The following is a 22,342-nucleotide window of genomic DNA, read 5'->3' on the forward strand; positions in this document are numbered from 1 at the left end:
GATTAAAGTGGTGGAGGTTCAATCCTTCCGCATCAGCAAATCCCGCTGCTTGTCCAGTGTCGCTCTAAGGCGCAGAATTGCTTTTGAATGCAACTGGGATATCCGGGAAGGTGACAATGACATAACCTCCGCAATTTCGCTAAGGGATAAGTCCTCGTAATACAGCAAGGAAACAACAATCCGCTCCTTTTCAGTAAGCTTCTCAATCCCCTGCACAAGTGCTTCACGCAGGTAGAACTCGTTTACTGTATGGTCGGGATTTTTGGCTTTTTCATCAATCAGCAGAGACAGCCTTGTCTCCGATTCTTCTTCCCGGATCGGATCCTCCAGGGAACAGATGGACATGACGGCAACCTCCTGCAACATGCTCTGAAACTCTTTTTCCGATACCTCAAGATAACTGCTCATTTCCGCATCGCTGACTGTACGCAAATATTTTTGTTCAAGCTTTTGATAGGCATCCTCGATCTTTTTGGCCTTTTCTCTGACAGAACGGGGAACCCAGTCGCCTTGACGCAGCCCGTCGAGTATGGCTCCGCGCACTCGCCAGGAAGCATAGGTTTCAAACTGCAAACCGCGCTCATAATCAAACTTTTCGATAGCATCAATCAATCCCATGACACCATTGCTGGCCAAATCATCCTTGGATACATTCTTGGGCAAGCCAACTGCGAGACGGCCGGAAACATATTCGACAATGGGGAGATAGTTTTCAATCAGCTGCTTTTTGGCCTCCAGCTCGCCATGCTCTTTCCAGCGCTCCCAAAGTTCAGAGTAATTCAAGTGAGCGGCTTTTCGCTCGGTCATCGGCTTCACCCTCCTCTATTTGTCTGTCAGGTGACGAACTGCCTTCGCCAAATCTTCAGGCTCTTTGCTCGTTACCAGCTTGGGCGGACTGAGCGGCTTAAAGTCCGCTGCCTTCGATGGCTCCGAATCCGGCTGCGGCTTCAGCAGATCGTTCAAATTCTCGCTTTCGTCAGGAGTGGTAAGATCCAGATGCGAGCCCAGACCTTCTCCCAGCCCCGCGCCGCTGTCCGCTTGCGGATAAGCGGACGCCGGATGTTCAGGCTGGGTCAGAAACCCCAGGATAAAACGAACCGCAAATGCGAGCAGAAACCAGACTGCAGCAGCGATTAATCCGCGGATTAAGCTGGTCGTCAGCAAATTGCTGTTCAGGGACAACAGGAATGTCAGCACAAAACCGACGGCTCCGGACCACAAGTTCATGCGCAAGCTTCCAAATAACATGGTTACAGTTCCTTTACACCTTTTTGTACGCTTCGAATACTCAAAACGCCGGTAAGACAATCGAGCTCAATGGTTCGTCCCACGTTGCCGCCCGTATCTTCAGCAATAAGGGGAATCCGCAACTCGTTCAGCATCGCGCGGCATGATTCCACATTGCGGGGACCGATTCTCATCGTATCTCCCCCGCCTGCAAAAGCAAACATCTGTGCGCCGCCGGCCATTTTGGCCACAATCCGGCTGCGCGCCGCTCCAAGCTGAAGCATTCTGTCCAGCAGCTCAGGCAGGGCGGTATCCGCATATTTGGCAATGTTGATCTGCCCTTCCCGCGCAATATCGGAAGACGGAAGCATGACATGGGCCATACCGGCAATCTTCAGCTGAGGATCATACATCGTCAAACCGACACAGGACCCCAGACCTGTCGTTCGGATGGCATCCGGGAAGCTGGCGACATTCAAATCCGCCATGCCGACTTTAATAATGTTTTTCTCCTCTATCATAGCTTAACGGACTCCCAATGACTCGAAAATTTTTTCGAAGGATTCCGGGTCTGGGATGAGGAAAAATTGCCCTTCAATATGATTTTGTCCTTCAAAAAACGATGTGTCAATCAAAAGGGCATCATCCCCCATTTGCCCAAACTGCAGCAGGCCGTAGCTCAGGATCGCTCCCGCCATGTCCATCGCCAGTCCCGGTACGGTAGGATACATGGATAGCTTTGTGAAGTCTGCCAGAGATGAGAGATAAGAGCCAGTCAAAATGTTGCCGATTTCCGAAAGCGCGGATTGCTCCATATCCGTGAAGCTGTCCTCAGCCTCCGAAGTTATGCCCGCCAGCCGCTGCAGCAGCCCCTTCGCAGCTTCCGGAGCCAGAATGAAGAACAGATTGCCGGGAGCATCCCCCTCCACACGAAAAAAGATGGCCACGACCAACTGCTCGGGTCCGCCAGCTTTATCGGCGATAGCCTCGAACGGCAACAGTTGGACTTTCGGAACCCCCATATCTATAGGCTTGTTCAGAAGCCTGGACAGCGCGGTTGCGGCATTGCCGGCCCCGATGTTCCCGACCTCCTTCAGAACGTCCATTTTGAAATCCTCTAAGTTGTTGAACACGGGCTTAATCCTCGATACTTTCCAGCTGGACGATCTCGCTTTTATTCAGCACTTCGGACAAGTTCAGCATGATCAACAGGCGCTCTTCGCTGATTTTGGCCACACCGCGCAGGTACTTGGCTTTAATGCCTCCCACGACTTCAGGCGGCGTTTCAATTGTATCTGTATTCAAATCAATGACGTCGTTCGCGGAATCGACAATAAAACCAACCTGCATGTCATTGACCGAAACGATGATAATCCGGGTCTGATCCGTATGCTCCGTCTCTTCCAAACCGAAGCGACCGCGCAGATCGATGACAGGCATAACCACACCTCTTAAGTTGAAAACACCTTTAACGAATGTGAACGTCTTTGGCACCCGGGTAATGGGAACCATACGCTCGATGGACTGGACCTTGTCCACCTCCACCCCGTACTCCTCCTCACCCAATTTAAAGACGATAACTTTAATTTCTTCTCCCATGCTCAAAAACCCTCCCCAATGAAATTCACGATTCGGAAAATCATCCTTATTTAATGAAGACGTTAGGATCGATAATCAAAGCAACCTGCCCGTCACCGAGAATGGTTGCACCGGAAATGCCCGGTATGGCCGGAAGATATTTTCCCATATTTTTGATGACAATTTCGCTTTGCCCCAAAAAGTCCTGCACGGAAACCGCCGCCAGCTTCTCCCCTTTGCGAATGACCACCACCTCGGTTTCCTCTTCCTCATTCTCGTTGAAATCCGGCACTTCAAAGATTTGACTCAGTGAAATGAGCGGAATGTGGGTTTCACGGAAAGCAATCATTTTATTCCCGTGCACCGTACGGATTTTATCGCGCTTCACAATGGCTGTTTCAACAATGGAAGACAACGGAATCGCATATTTCTCCGAACCGATCTGCACCATCATAGCCGCGATAATCGACAGGGTCAGCGGCAGCTGCACAGAGAAGTTCGTTCCTTTACCCGGGGTGGAGAAAATCGTTACATTCCCGCCGAGGGAAGTGATTTTCGATTTGACCACATCAAGCCCCACGCCCCGGCCGGAAATATCGGAGATGACCTCGGCTGTGCTGAAGCCGGGCGCGAACAGAATCTGGTAGGCTTCCTCGTCCGACATGGCCGCTGCCTGCTCCTGGGTCAGAATTCCTTTATTAATGGCGTTCCGCAGCACCTTCTCACGGTTGATGCCTGCTCCGTTGTCTTCGATCTCGATAAACACGTTATTGCCGCTGTGGAAGGCGCGCAGGTGAACGGTTCCCGTTTCCGGCTTGCCTGCGGCAATGCGGTCTGCCACCGATTCGATGCCATGGTCAACCGAGTTGCGGAGCAGGTGAACAAGCGGGTCGCCGATCTCGTCGATTACCGTACGGTCCAGCTCTGTTTCGGCCCCCGTAATGATCAAATCCAGCTTTTTATCCAAAGATTTCGCCAAATCGCGCACCATCCGCGGAAAACGGTTAAATACCGTGTCTACCGGAACCATGCGCAGCTTCAGCACGATATTTTGCAGGTCTGCGCTGACACGGCTCATATGCTCAACCGTTTCCGTCAGAGCCGAGTTCCCAGCTTCACTGGCGAGCTGCTCCAGCCGGACCCGGTCGATCAGCAGTTCGCTGAACAGATTCATCAGCACATCCAGGCGTTCAATGTCGACACGGATCGTCCGGTTTGGCGCAGGCGCCGCATTTTTCACCGGAGCTTTGGCCGCCGGCTTGGCAGCTTGAGGCGAGCTTTTGCCCGCATCCGCGGCAGGAGTATGTACAGCTTCAGCAACGGCTGCAGCCATTTCCGCAGAAGCGGCTTTCACAGCTTCCATGCTTTCGTCGCTCATCTGCTTCAGCGACTCTTCATCCAGCTCGGTAAGCTCCGCTAGCTCGACTTCGGAGATGCCGAGAATTTCCTTCTTCAACTCTTCCGTTTCTTTCTGTGTGATGAAGTACAGCGAGAAGCTGCGGTCGAATTTTTCCTGTTCGATATCCTGCACCGAAGGATTGGCTTTCACGATTTCTCCGGCGTTTTCCAGAACATTGAATACCATAAAGGCCCGCGCCGCTTTAAGCTGGCTCTCTTCGCTGATGGATACTTGAACGTACAGCACGCGATGCCCTTCCTTGATGGACTGCTCAAGGACGGAATACTGGAATTGGTCCAGCACAAGTCCCGCACTGTCCAGCGTGCTGACGGAAGCCGAAGCCGGAGCAACCTCCTGCTTGGCTGACGAGGACTGAAAATCACCGTTCACAATGGATTGCAGTGCAGCAACAATAGAGGAGACGTCCGCTTTTCCTTCACCGCCTGCAGTGATATCCTGAACCATCGACTCCAGGGCGTCCAGACCTTTGAACAAGGTGTCAAATATGAATTCCTGCATCGCCAGCTTTTCGTTGCGCACCAGATCAAGCACATTCTCCATCTGATGTGTAAGCGAAGCCAGATCTTCAAAGCCCATCGTTGCAGCCATCCCTTTCAGGGTATGTGCCGAGCGGAAAATCACCTGGACGATTCCGAGATCGGTCGGATTGCTTTCAAGCTGAAGCATGTTTTCGTTAAGAGATTGCAGATGATCATTCGACTCATCAATAAACATGGTTAAATACTGATTCATGTCCATTGTGAGACACCTCCTCCATGAGTTACACTCCGATTATTTCACAACTTGTATTAACTTGGGGCCGATTTCCTGCAGAGGCAGGAGATGCTTTACACAATTTAATTCCACCGCAGAGCGGGGCATGCCGTATACGACGCAGGTTTCTTCATTTTCCGCAAATGTGGATTGAACGCCTTTGTCATACAGCAGCTTCATCATTCTGGCCCCGTCGCTGCCCATCCCTGTTAACAGAACAAGATGCCTCTCAAGTGAAGTAAAAGGAACAAGGGATTCAAACATGGTGTCCACCGAAGGCCTGTGACCGTTGCGTGGCTCCTCGGACGTAAGGGAGATCGTATATTTGCCGCCATTTCCTCCGGCAATTTTCATCTGGTATCCACCCGGAGCAATGTAGGCCGTTCCGTTCTCCAGAATCATTCCCTGCTCCGCCTCCACCACCTTAAGCCTGCTGAGAGAATTCAAACGCTGGGCCAGGGAACGGGTGAAGTTCGGCGGCATATGCTGCACAATCACGATTGGTGCCGGGAAATTACCCGGAAGGCTTTCCAGCAGCGTCTTGAGCGCCCTCGGTCCGCCGGTTGAGCAGCCGACCGCTACCAGCCGGCGCAGTTCACCGCCGCCGCCGGGACTTTTGGCCTGAGCCGACACAGCGGAAGACTGACCTGTCTGCGCAAGCGGAGTGGCAAGCTTCTTTGGCTGCTCCGGCTTGTTCTGTGCCACAGGCTTCGCAGCCTCGGGCTGCGGTCTCTTGCTGTCCGCCGCTTTGGCGGTTTGCCGTGCTGGCATGTCCGAAATGGAAGCTTTTCGGATATTCCTGCCCGTAGTGAAAGACGCCGTTTCAGGGCGTTCCAGGGCCGTCGTCCCTTGCAGCTGCGAACCTGCCTCCGGCGGTGAAGCTGGCGGAACAGACGGACGTACAGACGGCTTCTTCTCGATCGCCTGCTGTTCCGACTGGCTTCTTTCCTCCTCAGAGCGAGCTTTGGCGGCCTCCTTGACAGCTTTCTCCTTGGCCGCTCTTTCCTGGACAGCCTTTTTCAGCGCTTCCTCCCGGTCAGCCCGCCGCTTTACCGCCTGCATGGCGGCGTTCATCTGTTCAAGGAGAGACGCCCCAACCTGCTGAATATCCTGCGAATGGGAGACGGATGGTTTGCGGATAAAATCGAACGCCCCCGCCTCCAGGGCCATAATCGTCTCCTTCATTCCTTGCTCGTTGATCCCTGACAGCATGATCACCGGCAGCGGATGCTCCTGCATAATGATTTTTAATGCCTCGAGGCCGTTCATTTCAGGCATTTCTACATCCATTGTCACCAAATCGGGCTTAAGCTCCCGGATCTTGTCCAAGGCTTCCCTGCCATTAGCTGCGGTACCGGCAATTTCAAAAGAAGAGTCCTTTACTATCAAATCGGAGATTATTTTCCGCATAAAGGCAGAATCATCCACGACCAGCACCCGAAAAATTGCCAATTTTCAACACCTCTGTTTCCCTTATCTCAGAATCATTTCGATGGGCGCCGAAGCCATTTCTGCATAAATCCTTTGATTCCGGCTAAGGTTCCAGTTTCCGCCGTGACGGGCATTAAAGCAAAACGGTGCGCCAAACGTAAAATGTCCTTGGAGGCCGGACAGCCCGGATAAGCGAGTGAAAAAGGAACCTGCTTTTTGACAGATTGCGTAACATGCTGGTCATCACGGATATAACCCAGAAGCGGAATATTCAATCCGAGAAAGCGGTGCGCAACCAGCGAAATTTTATCAGCAACCTGCAGGGCCTCATTATCGTTATCGGCACGGTTGACGATAATCTTAAATGCCGTCTCCTTTTGCACCCCGTTCACGACCTTAATCAGCGCATAGGCATCTGTAATGGAAGTAGGCTCCGGTGTGGTAATGACCAGACATTCGTCAGCCGAGGTGATGAATTTCAGATTCTCTTTGGACAGGCCGGCACCTGTATCAAAAAAAACATAATCCATCTCAGCCGCCAGCTCTTCCACCTGCTCCGCAAAATATTCCAGATCCTGATCTGACAGCGAAAACAGCTCGCTGATTCCGGATCCCCCCGGAATATAGGGGAGTGAACCTGCTCCGCTCTGAACAATCTCCGCCATCGTCTTTTCCCGTTTCAGCACATGAGCGAGATTGTATCTGGAGGAGGAACCCATAAGAACATCAATATTCGCCATGCCGATATCCGCATCAAACACCAGCACCCGCTTGCCCAGGCTTTGCAGCGCAAGCGCAAAATTCAGCGTAAAGTTGGACTTGCCCACACCGCCTTTACCGCTGGACACCGTAACAATTTTGGCCTGTGAGCTTCGTTTTGGGGGACGGCCTTTCTCATGCAGCGAAGCCATTTGTCTCAGCGAATGGGCCTGGTCGCTCATACACGGTCCCCCAGCAGCATTCCAATAATCATGTCTTTGCCGGGCATCAGCAGATCGTCGGGAACATTCTGCCCGTTGGTCATATAGGACAAAGACAAAGAATAATGCCGCAGAACATTAAATATGGCGCCTATGCTGCCTGTTTCGTCCATTTTGGTAAAAATCACTTTATCCAGTCCGTACTTGTTGAAGTGATCGGTGATCTCAAGCATGTCCCTTGATTTCGAGGTCAGGCTCAAGACAAGATAGGTTTCGCTTTCCTCGATCGGCGCCAGCAGGCTCTGCAGCTCGGACACAAGCAGCTCGTTTCTGTAATTCCGTCCGGCTGTGTCCATCAGGATGAGATCGCACTGCTCAAGCCTGTGCATAGCACGCTGCAGATCCCCGGGAGATTGGACCACCTCCAGCGGAACATTCAAAATCGTGGCATAGGTCCGCAGCTGATCCACAGCCGAAATCCGGTACGTATCGGAAGTAATGAAGCCGACCTTGCGCTGGAATTTGAAAAGCTGCTCGGCAGCCAGCTTGGCGATTGTCGTCGTTTTGCCCACCCCGGTCGGGCCTGCAATGTACACGATTTTGGTGCTTGCGGAAATGCCTCCGCCAAACCGGGCGCTGAGGAACTGCTGGATTTCCTCCTCCAAAGCGGTCTTGAAGGGGAATTCCTCTAGTGAAGCATCGCTTTCCTCCTGACGCTGCAGCACCCGCTCCAGCCATTCGTTTGCCAGCTCCTGCTCCACCTCCTGATCCAGCAGCCGCTCATGCAGAGCCTGCGCTTGCTCGGGCAGAGACGATGACACTTGCGCATAACGCGAAATCCGGCTCATCATCGCCTTCATTTCACGGATCTCTCCAAGCAGCGCATCTTGTTCCACAGGGGACAGGTTACCGCTGTCTCTTCCGTTGACATGCTCGTCAGCCAATGCTGCGGCCGTTAAATTGGGCGGAGCAGCTTCACGGCGCATGTTCATGTCTACGTTCTTCTCCGGCGCGGCAGATGGCTCACGCGGCGGCTGCGCCGCAGCCTGCTCCTGCTTGTCTTCCCCTTCATTGCTCTTGTTCAGCAGCGCCGCCGTTCTTTTATAAGCGTCGGGCGCTGTTACACGGGCGATGGCCGCCTGCGAAGCAGGGGATAGCTTTTGTGCCGTTTGGGCGACAGCGTTGGAAGAAGATGTTCGGCCGGACTGACCGGCCTCTTTTTCCACCGCGGCAATGACCTCGATTCTCTTTTTGGAAAACAGCCCCAAAAAACCGCCAACCTTCAGTTCTTTCGTACTGAGAATGACAGCATCATTGCCGAGGTCACCCCTGATTTGCTGCATCGCTTCAGGCATCGTTTCGACTAGGTATCGTTTCACTCTCATAAGTTCACCACCCCGACACTTTGAATTTCAACGTTCGGTTCAAGCTCACTGTAGGATAAAACAGGAATATCCTGCATCGTCCTTTCGATGACCTGGCGCAAATACATGCGAATCGTCGGTGATGCCAGGACAATCGGCTGCTGGCCTGATTGGATCAGCCGGTTTATCTGTTCAGTGAGCTTTTGATATACAGTCTGAGTGGAAACCGGATCGAGCGCCAAATAGCTGCCCTGCTCGGTCTGCTGCACGCTTTCCGCAATTTTTTTCTCAAGGGCGGGACCGACCGTAATGACCTTCAGCGTATCTCCCTTCTGGGAGTACTGCTGAGTGATCTGGCGCGAAAGCGCCTGTCTTACATATTCGGTAAGCACGTCCGGATCTTTCGTATAGGTGCCGTAATCGGCCAGCGTTTCAAAGATTGTAACCATATCCCGGATCGATATTTTTTCACGAAGCAGCTTGGCCAGCACCTTTTGCACATCTCCCACGCCAAGCACGGAAGGAATCAGCTCGTCCACCAATGCCGGATAATTCTCCTTCAAGTTATCAATCAGCGCCCTTGTCTCCTGTCTGCCCAGCAGCTCATGGGCATGCTTCTTGATCGTTTCCGTCAAATGGGTGGCTACAACGGATGGAGGATCGACCACTGTGTAACCCGACAGCTCTGCAATATCCTTCGTTGACTCATCGATCCATAAAGCAGGAAGCCCGAAAGCCGGCTCTGTCGTTTCGATGCCCGATACAGCGTCATCATCATAGCCGGGACTCATCGCCAGGTAGTGATTCAGCAGCAGCTCACCGCTGCCAACGTTGTTGCCTTTAATCTTGATGATATACTCATTGGGCTTAAGCTGGATATTGTCGCGTATCCGGATAACCGGTACAACCAGGCCCAGCTCCAGAGCGCACTGCCGGCGGATCATAATGATCCTGTCCAGCAGGTCTCCCCCCTGCTGGGTATCCGCGAGCGGAATCAAACCGTAGCCGAACTCGAATTCAATCGGGTCTACCTGCAGAAGGTTAATGACACTCTCCGGACTGCGGACTTCTTCAATCTGCTGCTCTTCTTCCATTTGTTCGACCTCGATCGATTTACGCGCAATATTCTGCTGCATTTTATGTGCAACAAAAAACAGCAGCAGCGCAAGCGGCAGCGTCGTAATCACATGAATCGGAGTGAAGAATCCGAGCAGCGCCACAGTAACCGCCACAATATAGATCAGCTTGGGAAATAAAAACAGCTGGCTGGACAGGTCCTCGGCCAGATTGCCTTCGGACGAAGCACGGGTAACGATCAGACCCGCCGCCGTCGAGATGAGCAGCGCCGGAATCTGACTGACCAGCCCGTCACCGATCGTCAATACGGAGAAGGTGGACAGGGCTTCCTGAAAGCCCAGCCCCATGACAGCCATGCCGATAATAAAACCGCCGACCAGATTGATGATCAGAATAATGATGCTTGCAATAGCATCACCTTTAACGAATTTACTGGCACCGTCCATCGCCCCGTAAAAATCGGCTTCCCGTTCAATTTTGCCGCGCCGCTCACGCGCCTGCTGCTCATTGATGAGACCCGCGTTCAAATCCGCGTCGATGCTCATCTGTTTCCCTGGCATGGCGTCGAGCGTAAAACGTGCACCTACCTCGGCAACACGTTCCGAGCCTTTGGTAATGACAATGAACTGCACGACGACCAGGATCAGAAACACGACGAATCCGACGGCAATTTGACCGCCGGCGATCCAGCTTCCGAAGGTGGCGACCACTTCCCCTGCATGCCCGGTCCCCAAAATAAGCTTGGTCGTGGACACGTTCAGCGCCAGGCGGAACAGCGTCGTAATCAACAGCAAGGCCGGGAAAATGGAAAATTCCAGCGCTTCCTTCGTATTCATGGCCACCAGCAGTATCATAAGCGCGAGCGCAATATTAATAACAAGCAGTATGTCAAGCAGCCATGCAGGAATCGGAAGTATCATCATCAGCACGATGCCGATAACGCCTCCAAGGACAGCTATATCTTTTGTTTTCAATGGTCTCTTGCCCTCCGATCCCGCTATTTCGTCTTGCCTTTTAATTTATATACATACGCCAGCACTTCAGCGACCGCCTGGAACAGGTCGCCGGGGATCGTATCCCCGATTTCCGTCCTTGCATAGAGCGCGCGTGCCAGCGGCTTATTTTCCATCGTTACTACGCCATGCTCCCTGGCAATCTCCTTGATGCGCAGCGCCAGATAATCCTGACCTTTCGCAATAATTTGCGGGGCCTCCATCTCGGAGCCGTCATACTTGAGAGCTACCGCATAATGCGTAGGGTTGGTGACGATAACGTCCGCTTTGGGAATCTCCTGCATCATGCGCTGCATCGCCATACGCCGCTGGCGTTCGCGAATCTTCCCTTTAATCAGCGGATCGCCTTCCATTTTTTTATACTCATCCTTGATGTCCTGCTTGGACATCCGCAAGCTTTTTTCGTGCTCATATCTCTGATACATATAATCCAAAACAGCAAGCACAAACAGGCAGACACCAATTTTGATGCCAAGTTCCATGGTGAGGCCGGCGGCATAGGATAGGATCTGGTCACCTGTCAGCTCGGACATTTTGGACATATCGCCTCTCGTACCCCAGATGACACTGTACACAAGAAGGCCGATAATGGTCATTTTCAAAATTGATTTCAGAAACTCCACGGCCGAACGCAATGAAAATATATTTTTCAAGCCTTTGATCGGGTTAAGCTTGCTGAATTTGGGAGCCAGACCTTCACCTGTCAGCAGAAAACCAACCTGCAAATAGTTTGCTAGAATGGCAATCAAAAAAGCGGACACAAAGATGGGGGCCAATATTAACAGAATCTGAATCCCATACTGGCCAAACATCGTGATCACATTTTCCGGCGTGACCTCCATCGTTAGCCTGTTCGTAAAAATATCCGTAAACAACCGGACCGTACTGTCTTTAAAATAGGTGCCAAACATCATCAGGCTCAGCACAGAAATCAGCAGCACCGCGGAAGTCGATATTTCCTGGCTTTTGGCCACCTGGCCTTTTTGCCGGGCTTCCTGCTTCTTCTTGGGTGTAGCTTTTTCTGTCTTTTCCCCGGCAAAAAGCTGCAGATCAAGGGAATATTTCAGCACTCACAGGCACCTCCAAATCAGCCATTCGGGCGGCTGCCCACAACGTCCAGCAGCGTGCGCATCGCCTCAAACATCACATTAAACAAACGCTCAAAGGAAACAGCGAGAGCCGGCATTAACAAAAACAGCAAAATCAGACCGACAATCAGCTTGACCGGTACCCCGATCACAAAAATGTTGAACTGCGGCGCAGTTTTGGCCAGAAAACCAAGTCCGACGTCTGTCAGAAAGGTGGCCACCACAATAGGAGCAGCCATTTGGAACGCCAGCAAAAAAGATTGGCTGAATGTTTTAATTAAAAAATCTGAAATGCTCCCCCCATACAATCTGAGAAAGAAATCATTATCCAAAGGAACCCAGTTATAGCTGTACATAATGGCATCCAGCAGGTAATGATGGCCGTTCATGCTGAGAAAGAACAGAAGTGCGATGGTATATTTGAAATTGCCCGTAATCGGTACGGAAGCGCCTGTCATCGGATCAAAAACGCTGGCGATACCAAGTCCGATTTGTATGTCTATAAATGAACCGGCCGTCTGAATCGCCATAAACATCAGATAAGCGACGAAACCGAGCAGCAGGCCAATCATAATCTCACGTATAACGAGGAGCGCGTAGCTTAAATCAGCCGGCACTTGCTCCTTGATTCCGAAAGTTAAGTACACCAATATGGACAGTACCGCTGCTATGCCGACCCTGAACTGCACGGGAACCCCGCGGGTGGAAAAGACCGGTACAACCACAAAAAACGATGTAATTCGACAAAAGATCAGCAAAAAAACAGGAAAACTCTGCAGTATAATCTCCATTCCGTCCGACCTATCCTATATATCGATACAAATTATCCAGGATGTTGTAGGTAAAATCGACCATGGTTTGCAGGATCCAAGGACCAAACAGCAGCAGAGCAAGCAGAACCGCCACGATTTTAGGTACGAAGGCCAAAGTCTGTTCCTGTATTTGGGTTGTTGCCTGAAATATGCTGATAATCAGCCCCACAACCAGTCCCAGAATAAGCATGGGCGCACTCACGACAAGCACCGTATAAACGGCTTGACCTGCCAGCGAGATAATAAATTCTGATGTCATGGCCGTCCTCCCCGGAGTAAATCACAATCCATAAACTGTCATGTATTGAAGCTGAGCAGCAGTGATTTCACAACCAGATACCAGCCGTCCACAAGGACAAACAGCAGTATTTTGAAGGGAAGCGAAATCATAACCGGTGGCAGCATCATCATCCCCATGGCCATCAGGGTGCTTGATACGACGATGTCAATAATGAGAAAAGGGATGAATAACATAAAACCCATCTGAAAAGCGGTCTTCAATTCACTGATCGCATAAGCCGGAACCATAACGGTCAAAGGAATTTCCTGATAATTGCTCGGCTTTTCCATTTTCGTATATTTCATAAACAGAAGCAGATCTTTTTCTCGTGTGTGTTTGAACATAAAGGTTTTAATCGGCTCCTGCGCCTTTTCCAGCGCTTCGGACTGGGAGAGCTCTCCCTTCAGATAAGGCTGAAGTGCCGTCTCGTTCATCGCTGCAAATGTGGGAGCCATGATAAACAAGGTCAGGAACAGCGCAAGCCCCACCAGCACCTGATTTGGCGGCATTTGCTGAGTACCCAGCGAAGTTCTTACAAACCCGAGTACAATCACGATACGGGTAAAGCTCGTCATCAGCATGAGCAGTGCAGGAGCAACGCTGATCACGGTAATAAGCAAAATAATGGACAGCGACGTTGTACCGGGCTGTCCGCTGTCTTGGCTGCCGATGTCAATGTTGATGTCCGGTATCGGCGCAGTGGCGGAGGCCGCTGTCACGGACAGGAAGCTGAACAAGACAAACAGCAAGCTGGCTAGTATAATCTTTTTTCTCATGCATCTCCCGACCGTTCTGTATTATTGTCCTCATTCCGCAGCTTGTCCAGCTTGTCCTTACGGCTCGGCATCTGCCGAAGCTTGGACTCGAACAGCTCATGAAATGTGATGTCGTCACCCAACTCTTCCGGGGGCTCATGGCTCTTCTTGCGCAGCTTGTCACCCAGCTTGGCGATGAGCGGGGCAAGTGGACCGCGCTGCAGAGTCGACTCTTGCTCAAGGGCGGCCACAATTCGCTCCACTTCCTCCGGATCAGATACTTTGTCGATCAGACGAATTTCTTCCCCTACACCAACCAGATAAATGCTGCTGCCGATCTCAACCAGCTGCAGAGATTTGTTCGGAGCAAGGCCCACGCCTCCCAGAACCCGGATGGACCTGCTGCCGAACCAGCTCTGATTCTTTTTGCCCAGAAAGCGAATCAGGTAGAGAATCAATACAATAATGAAGGCAAGCGCAATGAAAACCGTTACCGCGTTCCAAGCACTGAAGCCTTCAATTCCTCCGCCGCCATTCATTACCGTACCCTCCTGTCCTGCATTCATCGCTGTAATCTTAAGCTCCCAAAGTCTTGCTGATCGCTTCAATGACGCGGTCAGACTGGAACGGCTTCACAATGAAGTCCTTGGCCCCTGCTTGAATGGCATCGATAACCATAGCCTGCTGGCCCATCGCGGAGCACATAATGACCTTGGCGTTGGCGTCAATTTTCTTGATTTCCTTCAAGGCGGCAATGCCGTCCATTTCCGGCATGGTGATATCCATCGTAATCAGGTCCGGACGAAGCTCCTTGAATTTCTCGATAGCCTGCGCGCCATCCTGAGCTTCCCCAACAACCTCGTAACCATTTTTCGTCAGGATGTCACGGATCATCATTCTCATAAATGCTGCGTCGTCAACGATCAAAATTCGGTTAGCCATGTAAAATAAATCCTCCCTAAAATATGCTTATTGTATTTTTTGAATCCGGTCCCATTGGCTCACAATATCCGTTACGCGCACACCGAAGTTTTCATCGATAACGACGACTTCGCCTTTTGCGATCAGCTTATTGTTCACCAGTATATCTACAGGCTCGCCGGCAAGCTTGTCCAGCTCGATAATCGAGCCCTGAGACATCTCCAGAATATCCCTGATCTGCTTCTGGGTTCTTCCCAGCTCTACAGTCACCTTCAGCGGGATGTCCATCAACAGACCCAGATTGTTTTCATCCACCTGAGCGTAGCCGCCGGACTGCAAATTCGCGAATTGAATGGGCTGCACATTTACATTCCGCCCTGGAGCAGAACCGTAATGCTGAGGTGCTCCGTATGGCATTTGCTGTGCCGGCATTCCCCCTTGCATCGGAGGCTGCATATAGCCCATATCCTGCGGCGCCATCGGCTGCTGAGCATACTGCGGAGCAGCTTGTGGAGGCTGCTGCGGCTGCGGTTGAACCGACGGTGCAGGAGGCTCTGGCGTCACGCTCTGCTGCGGTGTTGATGCAGACGCTGGTGCGGGAGCAGGCTCGTCACCGCCGCTGATCAGCGTATGAACCATCTCCTTGGCAAAAGGCACAGGCAGCAGCTGCATGATGGTGGAGTCTATCAGATCACCGATCAATAGCCGAAAGGATACCGTCACGAGAACTGCATCTACCGGCAAGCTTGACACCCCATCTCCATGGGTAGGATCGAGAATGTCGATGCCCGGCGGCGATATGTTGACAAACCGGTTAAATATGGTCGACATGGAGGTGGCCGAGGAGCCCATCATCTGATTCATGGCTTCCTGAACGGCGCTGATATGAATTTCATTCAGCTCTTCATCCGCCGGATTTCCTTCCCCGCCCAGCATCAGGTCAGCAATGACCTGCGCGTCGCGCTTTTTGATAACCAGCGAGTTGATGCCTTCGAAGCCGTCAACATAATTGACATGTACAGCCACATGCGGCTTGGGAAATGTCGATTCAAATTCAGAACGTGTAATAATGGACACTTTTGGTGTGGTAATGTCCACCTTAACGCCAAGCAGTGTTGAAAGTGCCGTAGCGGCACTGCCGAACGTGATGTTGCCGATTTCTCCAAGAGCGTCCTGCTCCAAAGGAGTGAGAAGATCGTCAATCGTTTGATCCGAGGCTGAGGATGTCCCTGCCCCCATTTCGGTCTGTTTCAGGAGAGCGTCAATTTCCTCCTGAGATAAATAATCCTTACTCGTCAATTTCTTCAACTCCTTCGCTGACGATTTCGTCAATCTGGACGGCAACCCGTTCCTTCAGCACGCCAGGGCTTCCTTTAAATTTTAATTTGTCTCCCACCTTAATAGCCAGACCATCTTTCACAGATGTATTCAGAGAAATCACATCGCCGACAGAAAGGCCCAAAAATTCGGAAACAGATATACTTGACTCGCCCAATTCGGCTACAATCGGCAGCTTTGCCTTGCTCACCCGCTGTTTGAGCGCATCCACTTCCTCCGGCGCCCTGGACTTTTTCTCCGAGGTAAACCACTGATGCGTGGACAACCTGGACATGATAGGCTCCACAACAACATGCGGAATACACAGGTTGATCATGCCGCTGGTATCGCCAATTTTAGTGCTGAGCGAAATGAGGGCAATCGTCTCGTTAGGGGACACAATCTGCATAAACTGGGGATTGGTCTCCATTGCTTCAAGCCTTGGTGTTATATCAAGCACCGTTTTCCATGCTTCCTGCAAGCTTTGAAATGCCCTGCTGAAAATCCGCTCCATAATCGTCGTCTCAATCTCGGTCAACGTACTGATTTTGGAAGGAGTCGTCCCGACGCCTCCCAGCAGGCGGTCCAGCATCGCAAAGGCGACGTTCGGGTGCACCTCGAGCACCATGCGGCCTTCCAGGGGCTCTGCTTCAAAGATGTTCAGTATCGTCATTTTCGGAATGGAACGTATAAATTCGTCATAAGGAAGCTGTTCAACCTGAACGACACTGATTTGAACAAATGTTCTAAGCTGTGCAGAAAAGTAGGTTGTCAGAAAACGCGCAAAATTTTCATGAATTCGTGTCAAGCTGCGGATATGATCCTTGGAAAAACGGACAGCCCGTTTGAAATCATAGGAACGGATTTTTTTCTCCGTTTCTTCCTTCTTCAATTCCTCCGCATCCATCTCCCCTGAAGAGAGAGCAGCTAACAAGGCGTCAATTTCACCCTGTGAAAGTACATCCACCAATATTTTCACCCCCTTGCATGTTCACCGGCCGCAAAATTAAAGTAATGGAGCCAACATAAAATCAGTGAATTTGATGCTGGTCAGTCGGCCTTCAGGGAGAGTCTTATTGATCAGGGCCGTCAGCCTGTCCGTGAACTCCTCACGCCCCTTGGCCGTCTTGAGCTGCTCCGGTTTGGTGTCTGCAAAGGTTTGGATCACAATCGGTTTAATGCTGATTTCCTTGATTTTTTCAAATGATTCCTTGGCCTTGCTGTTATTTAATTGGAAAGCAAAATTGACTTTAACGACATAATCCGAATCCGCCAGATTGGTGCGGATTTCTGTAATTTCAGAAGTCACTTCAACAATTTCATCAGCAGAGAGCTTCGGAGCGGGGCGCTCTTCAGCAGCAGCTTTCGATGATTCCCCGCCTGTCAGCTGTGGCAGGAATAAAACAACGACTAATGCGATCAATGTAATCCCCAGCAATGTCGTAAGCATCCATGGCAGCATTCTTTTCATTTCTCTTCCTCCGTTTGTTGCACTTTTATGGTGGCTGCATGCATGCCGATTTCACGGCTGTAATCCTTGATCAAGGCTACGACATCAGCCGCTTTCTCCAGCACAATCAGCCTTTTCCCTGTCACCAGAGTGACATATGTATCAGGCGTTTCTTCCACGGTTTCTATCAACAATGCATTCAGCCACATCGGTGAACCGTTAAGCCGCGTTACAGGAATCATCGCTGCTTCTACCTCCTGATTGACAGGGGAGCTTGGCTCCCCCGTTATTCAAAAAAATTAACGTTTCAGATTTACAACTTCTTCAAGAATGCTGTCACCGGTTGTGATGATCCGGGAGTTCGCTTGGAATCCGCGCTGGGCCACAATCATTTCGGTGAATTCATTTGTAAGCTCAACGTTGGACATTTCAAGCTGACCGGAGATAATGGCACCTGTTCCGCCCTCGGCGTCATTGCCGCCATAATAATCCTCGATTACTCCACCTTCAATAGCGTTAACAGTAAGCCGGTACAGGCTTCCGCCAATTTTCTCAAGACCTTCTGTATTGGGAACGGTCGCCACGCCTATTCTTGCGTTTGTCTCAATTGTTCCGTCATCCAGCGTTTCTACAATTGAGCCATCCTGCGAGATCGAGAAAGCTACCGTAGTATCCCCAAGAGTGATCGGTGCTCCTCCCCCGTCATCACACACATACATGCCATCCGAAGTAACCAGGTTGCGGTTAGCGTCGATATGGAAATCACCTGCACGCGTCAGGTATGGTTGGTCCTGTTCTGTTGTCATTTTAATGAGAAAAAATCCGTCGCCGTTAATACGCAGGTCGGTCGGGTTGTTGGTCGTCTGCGCACTGCCGGGCAAATGCAGCGTGTCGATAGAGCTTACCTGTACACCGAGACCAACCTGTTTGGGATTGATTCCGCCCGTGCCTTCGTCAGTAGGGGCACTCGCTCCAGCAGATGTCTGGCTTAACATATCCTTAAACATAACCCGGCTTGATTTAAAACCTGTTGTATTCACGTTGGCGATGTTGTTGCCGATGACATCCAGTTTGGTCTGAAAACCTTTCATGCCGGAGACACCAGAGTATAAGGATCTTAACATGAGTATGAATTCCTCCTAAATAGGTGGTGTTGACTGACAACCGCTTCCGTCGATCCGCGGTTGGGCTTCCGGCTTCCTGTCGGGCCAGCCGGTTAAATAATGACGGCGCTGTCGATTTGGGTGAACACATTATCCTTCATGGATTGCTTGTCCATGGCAGTGACTACAGTACGATTTTTGATGTTGACGATCAGAGCCATATCCTGCATCAGGATCAACGATTCCTTGGCCCCTTTGGCGGCCGCTTTATCCACAGCGGAATTAATCTTGGCCATTTGCTCGGAGCCCAGCTCAATGCCTCGCTGTTCAAGACGTTTGGCTGCATGGTTGCTTAGCGTCAGTACTTGCTCCTGCAGCATCTGCTTGAACGATTTGCCCTCGTTGAGCACAGGAGCGCTGCTATTTTTTGGGACTGCACCCGGCGGCACTTTGGCAGGGAATAAACGCCCAACGATCATGGATTCGTTCATGGCGTTACACTGCTTTCCGCTTCGGGTTCACCTGTCGGCTCCTCCGGTGTTGATTCTTCCGGTTCTTCTCCTGCAGGGTTTTTAATAGAGGTAATATCCGTCAGGGCAATTTCCTCTTTCCCTACAGTCGCATACTGTTTTCCATCCCGTATTACAATGGAATCAACAATTCCGCTTTGTACAGTGCCTTCCGGCTTTTCGCCAGTGATGGGATCCGTCTTGCCTTCACTGATCCAGGTAATTTCCTTGCCGATCATGGCGGAAGATGCACTGAGCGACTCACTCATCGCCGTCAGCTGGGAGGAAATATTCGTCAGCTGTTCCACGGATGTGAATTGCGCCATCTGTGCAATAAACTCCTTATCCTCCATCGGCTGCATCGGGTCCTGGTTTTGCAGCTGGGTAATCAGCAGCTTCAGAAATTCGTCTTTGCCAAGCGAGCTTGTGCCGGTACTGTCGCTTTTTGTTTTGCTTGCAGCCCTATTCACGTTTTGCTCGGCGTAGTTCGGCCAAACATTCGGAGTTGATGCTATGCTGTCCGCTGCCATTCGTTGTTCACCCCCATTTTTATGCCTGTGCGGTAAACGAGCTTTGGCCTATACCGTCCAGACGCTGTTCCTTCGTCCAGGTACGAAGCTCTTCCGCCATTTCCGCCGCTTTCAAGGCATCCTCGTTATCTTCTTTACCGCGTGTTCTGGAACGACGCTCCTGCTGCTGCTGATTGGCTCCGGATCCCTGGCCCTGCTGATATAAATGGGAGGACAAGGACTCATTGTGGGTAACTTCGACCTTGTTTACCTGGATGCCCTGGTTATGTAAGCTGGCACGCAGATGAGACATCTGCTGTTCAAGCAGATCCTTTGCCCCGCCATGCTCTGTCATAAACTGGGCGACAAGCTGACCGTTCGACATGCTCAGTTTGACTTCAAGCTGGCCCAAATGCTCCGGACGCAGCATGATGGTCGCTTCGGACATTCCGTTTTGCTTGATAATATCCAGCTTTTGCACGACGAATTCCGTCATTTCCTTGGCAAAGTGCCTCATATGCACCACAGGTCTCTCATGTAATGCTGGCGCTGTACCGTTATTTTGCAGTGTCAATTGTCCGGCAGTAGTTACGGTGTTTACCGGGAAATTATCGGAAGCCGTATCGGCCGGTCCTGAAACTGCTGCGTCATTCGCCTGCCCGGCTTGGGCATTGCCATTGCCTCCGTCGCCGCTTTGTCCCGTCTGCTGCCCGGCTTGCTGAATCTTCTGTTGGAACAAAGGTACAGAATCGGATGCATCTGCTGCCAGCGATTGTGCTGCTCCATTCTTGGACGTTTGCGTTGGATCAATAACCGACTGCAAGGACTGCAAAAGCTTCGTTACCTGTGCTTTATCCTTATCCGCAGCTGAAGCATCCAATAGCTGAGCCAAGCTGTCCTGCAGGGCAAAACGAATGGTTGCCGGGTTCTCGGCCAGACCAGCCGTGGTGCCGATGTCAGAGCTCCCATCTGAACTACCCTTGGTTCCGTTCAGAAATTGCTGCACCTCGGCCAACCATGCCTGAAGAGCAGATAAGAGCTCCGGATTGCTTTCCAACAGATCATCCAGTTGATCAGGGTCTTGGATCAGGTCAGGCAGAATGTCAAGCAGTTCTTTTCCTGCTCCTTCTTCAAGCCCTCCGCCGTTACCTGCCAGCATCTGAAGGGGCGAAATCGCAAGATCTGGCGCCACAGCTGCATTTTGCTCTGCTCCCATGACCTGCACAAGGGCCTGGTTAAATCCCGGGTTCCCTTGAGCCGAAGAAGCTGATGATGAGCCTGCTGTTGCCCCAGTCTGAGCCGCAGGAGGAGCACTCGAACTAATTGGTATCGTAGACATTTGTTTTCACCCCCTTTCCAGACCTCAATGAACGCGTAAGACATCAATTGCTGGCCAGCAGCTTGTTCAAAATTTTGGCCGTCTGTGCCGAATTGCTCTTCGACATCTCTCCCAGCAGGCTGGAACGGGTAGCGTCATCCACCGTACGCAAAATATTTAACGCTTTTTCCGGACTGATCTTGTAAGTCTCCAATATGAGCTTGGCCCCTTCTGCCGGATTCATGGATGCAAAGGTGCTGCCGAGCGCTTTGTCATCGATGGCCCCTGCAGCTGCCGGCGCGGACTGCTCATCCTTTTGCAGCCGGGCCTGAAGCGCAGCTACCTTCAGATCGCTGGAATTGGTTGCATTCTTCAAGTCCATCGTGATTTCAGCAGCCTTCTGCGGGTCCATTTTGGCGAGAATTTTCGACTGGTTCTCCGGTGCCATATATGTAAGCAGCTGCACGATCTCCGGATTGGTCAGATTCGACAAAATGGGAGCAGCCTTGCTCGGGCTCATCGTCTCATACATCGAGGACAGGTTCTTGATCTGTTTCAAATACGGATCCTGATCCGTACCGGAATTCGCAGCGGCCGCAGCGGCGGCTGCCGCTTCCTGCTCAGCTTTTGTATTCTGAAGCTGTGCCTCAAGCTCCTGAACCTTCTTGTCCTGCTCGGCTTTCGCTGCGGCGGTTTGCTTCAATTCCGCCTCCTGGCGGGACAATTCACTTTTCAGCTTTTCAATTGTGGCCCCGGAGCTTTCGGCTTGAGCTTTCTTGTCCGCAGCCTTTTGCTCTTCAGGCGTCAGATCGGGAGCGGGAACCCAATTCTTTACCAGCGGAATTTTATCGGCTGTCTTTAGCAGACCATTCTTAAAGTCTGTATTAAACAATGTAAGCAGAACGACGACAAGCACAATGGTAAAAACGATCGGAATCAGAAAGAATAACAATCGTTCAACCCCGCTTGGCGATTCCTTTTCGAGCTCCATTTCATTTTGTGGCATTTTCTTCCTCCTCAAGCAGAACCATCATCCCAGAGCGTTCTAGCGGGCTCTCATTGCATAGCGAACGGAAGCCAGCTCATCCAGCTCGTTCTGTTCATGGAGCAGCAGTTCCTTTTGAAACCTTGCCTTTGCCTTCTCCCTTGCCTTAAGCCAAACTTGCTCATCCATCATTTTATCGGTCAAAATGCTCTGTTTGCTTTGCACATTCATCTGTGCATGCTCGACATCTTTGTTTTTTCGTTCAATGCATTGCTCCAGATGCCCGATATAAACCTGTAATTGCTGGATGGAGGAAAGCGGGACACAGGCTTCCGCTGCGCTCTGGATGGCTTGTGATACCCGCTCCTTTTCGGAGATGAGCTGCTGAAGCGTTTGTTCTTCGGATTGCAGCTTGCCTAATGCACTTGACAGCATCCATTCAGCCTGCGACTTTTCATTTGACTTTAAATCAACGACTTTCTGAAATGAATACTGGAACTTCATCTTTCAGG

The 22,342-nt window shown here is 51.2% G+C and carries 26 protein-coding genes; all 26 read right to left on the reverse strand.

Annotation, left to right across the window (positions count from 1 at the left end):
- Positions 1-18 precede the first annotated feature (18 nt).
- The 26 genes from ACI1P2_RS04580 to fliJ all read right to left on the reverse strand — a co-directional run bounded on the left by ACI1P2_RS04580 (position 19) and on the right by fliJ (position 22,334).
- Positions 19-807: a FliA/WhiG family RNA polymerase sigma factor gene (locus tag ACI1P2_RS04580; RefSeq protein WP_355317267.1), complete on the reverse strand. Its 789-nt coding sequence runs from the start codon at positions 805-807 to the stop codon at positions 19-21.
- Between the two features lie 15 nt (positions 808-822).
- Positions 823-1,248 (reverse strand): hypothetical protein, encoded by a 426-nt coding sequence (locus tag ACI1P2_RS04585; RefSeq protein ID WP_355317269.1) that lies wholly within the window; start codon positions 1,246-1,248, stop codon positions 823-825.
- Between the two features lie 2 nt (positions 1,249-1,250).
- Entirely contained in the window at positions 1,251-1,748 is a 498-nt protein-coding gene (locus ACI1P2_RS04590; RefSeq protein ID WP_355317271.1) for a chemotaxis protein CheD, read from the reverse strand.
- Between the two features lie 3 nt (positions 1,749-1,751).
- Positions 1,752-2,333: a chemotaxis protein CheC gene (locus tag ACI1P2_RS04595; protein WP_355317463.1), complete on the reverse strand. Its 582-nt coding sequence runs from the start codon at positions 2,331-2,333 to the stop codon at positions 1,752-1,754.
- 31 nt (positions 2,334-2,364) lie between these two features.
- Positions 2,365-2,826, reverse strand: a complete 462-nt coding sequence (locus tag ACI1P2_RS04600) for a chemotaxis protein CheW (RefSeq protein ID WP_355317273.1) — start codon at positions 2,824-2,826, stop codon at positions 2,365-2,367.
- A 46-nt stretch (positions 2,827-2,872) separates the two neighbouring features.
- A complete protein-coding gene (locus tag ACI1P2_RS04605) occupies positions 2,873-4,963 on the reverse strand; it encodes a chemotaxis protein CheA (protein WP_355317275.1) in 2,091 nt (696 codons plus the stop codon).
- Between the two features lie 33 nt (positions 4,964-4,996).
- Entirely contained in the window at positions 4,997-6,430 is a 1,434-nt protein-coding gene (locus ACI1P2_RS04610) for a protein-glutamate methylesterase/protein-glutamine glutaminase (protein ID WP_355317276.1), read from the reverse strand.
- Between the two features lie 32 nt (positions 6,431-6,462).
- A complete protein-coding gene (locus ACI1P2_RS04615) occupies positions 6,463-7,350 on the reverse strand; it encodes a MinD/ParA family protein (protein WP_355317278.1) in 888 nt (295 codons plus the stop codon).
- Positions 7,347-8,714 (reverse strand): flagellar biosynthesis protein FlhF, encoded by a 1,368-nt coding sequence (gene flhF, locus ACI1P2_RS04620; RefSeq protein ID WP_355317280.1) that lies wholly within the window; start codon positions 8,712-8,714, stop codon positions 7,347-7,349. The genes ACI1P2_RS04615 and flhF overlap by 4 nt, the downstream gene beginning before the upstream one ends.
- Positions 8,711-10,744 (reverse strand): flagellar biosynthesis protein FlhA, encoded by a 2,034-nt coding sequence (gene flhA / locus ACI1P2_RS04625; protein ID WP_355317281.1) that lies wholly within the window; start codon positions 10,742-10,744, stop codon positions 8,711-8,713. Before flhA ends, flhF begins: the two co-directional genes overlap by 4 nt.
- Positions 10,745-10,767: 23 nt before the next feature.
- Positions 10,768-11,850: a flagellar biosynthesis protein FlhB gene (gene flhB, locus ACI1P2_RS04630; RefSeq protein WP_355317465.1), complete on the reverse strand. Its 1,083-nt coding sequence runs from the start codon at positions 11,848-11,850 to the stop codon at positions 10,768-10,770.
- Positions 11,851-11,870: 20 nt separating this feature from the next.
- Positions 11,871-12,662 carry a flagellar biosynthetic protein FliR gene (gene fliR / locus ACI1P2_RS04635; protein WP_355317283.1) on the reverse strand — a complete coding sequence of 264 codons (792 nt, stop codon included), beginning with the start codon at positions 12,660-12,662 and terminating at the stop codon, positions 11,871-11,873.
- 10 nt (positions 12,663-12,672) lie between these two features.
- Positions 12,673-12,942: a flagellar biosynthesis protein FliQ gene (gene fliQ, locus ACI1P2_RS04640; RefSeq protein ID WP_355317285.1), complete on the reverse strand. Its 270-nt coding sequence runs from the start codon at positions 12,940-12,942 to the stop codon at positions 12,673-12,675.
- 38 nt (positions 12,943-12,980) lie between these two features.
- On the reverse strand, positions 12,981-13,739 hold the full coding sequence (gene fliP, locus ACI1P2_RS04645) for a flagellar type III secretion system pore protein FliP (protein ID WP_355317287.1): 759 nt from the start codon (positions 13,737-13,739) through the stop codon (positions 12,981-12,983).
- On the reverse strand, positions 13,736-14,257 hold the full coding sequence (locus tag ACI1P2_RS04650) for a flagellar biosynthetic protein FliO (RefSeq protein ID WP_408976132.1): 522 nt from the start codon (positions 14,255-14,257) through the stop codon (positions 13,736-13,738). Before ACI1P2_RS04650 ends, fliP begins: the two co-directional genes overlap by 4 nt.
- A 37-nt stretch (positions 14,258-14,294) precedes the next feature.
- Entirely contained in the window at positions 14,295-14,660 is a 366-nt protein-coding gene (locus ACI1P2_RS04655) for a response regulator (RefSeq protein ID WP_355317291.1), read from the reverse strand.
- A gap of 27 nt (positions 14,661-14,687) precedes the next feature.
- Positions 14,688-15,938, reverse strand: coding sequence for a flagellar motor switch phosphatase FliY (fliY, locus tag ACI1P2_RS04660; RefSeq protein ID WP_355317293.1), 1,251 nt, complete (start codon positions 15,936-15,938; stop codon positions 14,688-14,690).
- Positions 15,928-16,926, reverse strand: a complete 999-nt coding sequence (gene fliM / locus ACI1P2_RS04665; RefSeq protein ID WP_355317295.1) for a flagellar motor switch protein FliM — start codon at positions 16,924-16,926, stop codon at positions 15,928-15,930. Before fliM ends, fliY begins: the two co-directional genes overlap by 11 nt.
- A gap of 36 nt (positions 16,927-16,962) precedes the next feature.
- On the reverse strand, positions 16,963-17,427 hold the full coding sequence (locus tag ACI1P2_RS04670) for a flagellar basal body-associated FliL family protein (RefSeq protein WP_355317297.1): 465 nt from the start codon (positions 17,425-17,427) through the stop codon (positions 16,963-16,965).
- Positions 17,424-17,648, reverse strand: coding sequence for a flagellar FlbD family protein (locus tag ACI1P2_RS04675; protein WP_355317299.1), 225 nt, complete (start codon positions 17,646-17,648; stop codon positions 17,424-17,426). The genes ACI1P2_RS04670 and ACI1P2_RS04675 overlap by 4 nt, the downstream gene beginning before the upstream one ends.
- Before the next feature lie 57 nt (positions 17,649-17,705).
- Entirely contained in the window at positions 17,706-18,530 is an 825-nt protein-coding gene (locus tag ACI1P2_RS04680; protein ID WP_355317300.1) for a flagellar hook-basal body complex protein, read from the reverse strand.
- Between the two features lie 92 nt (positions 18,531-18,622).
- Positions 18,623-19,000 (reverse strand): TIGR02530 family flagellar biosynthesis protein, encoded by a 378-nt coding sequence (locus tag ACI1P2_RS04685; RefSeq protein WP_355317302.1) that lies wholly within the window; start codon positions 18,998-19,000, stop codon positions 18,623-18,625.
- Positions 18,997-19,548, reverse strand: coding sequence for a flagellar hook capping FlgD N-terminal domain-containing protein (locus tag ACI1P2_RS04690; RefSeq protein ID WP_355317304.1), 552 nt, complete (start codon positions 19,546-19,548; stop codon positions 18,997-18,999). The genes ACI1P2_RS04685 and ACI1P2_RS04690 overlap by 4 nt, the downstream gene beginning before the upstream one ends.
- A 19-nt stretch (positions 19,549-19,567) precedes the next feature.
- Entirely contained in the window at positions 19,568-20,866 is a 1,299-nt protein-coding gene (locus tag ACI1P2_RS04695) for a flagellar hook-length control protein FliK (protein ID WP_355317306.1), read from the reverse strand.
- 43 nt (positions 20,867-20,909) lie between these two features.
- On the reverse strand, positions 20,910-21,851 hold the full coding sequence (locus ACI1P2_RS04700; protein WP_355317308.1) for a MotE family protein: 942 nt from the start codon (positions 21,849-21,851) through the stop codon (positions 20,910-20,912).
- A 39-nt stretch (positions 21,852-21,890) separates the two neighbouring features.
- Positions 21,891-22,334, reverse strand: coding sequence for a flagellar export protein FliJ (fliJ, locus tag ACI1P2_RS04705; protein ID WP_355317310.1), 444 nt, complete (start codon positions 22,332-22,334; stop codon positions 21,891-21,893).
- Positions 22,335-22,342 lie beyond the last annotated feature (8 nt).

It is taken from the genome of Paenibacillus jiangxiensis (genome assembly GCF_046098255.1).
Classification (GTDB): Bacteria; Bacillota; Bacilli; order Paenibacillales; family Paenibacillaceae; genus Paenibacillus; species Paenibacillus jiagnxiensis.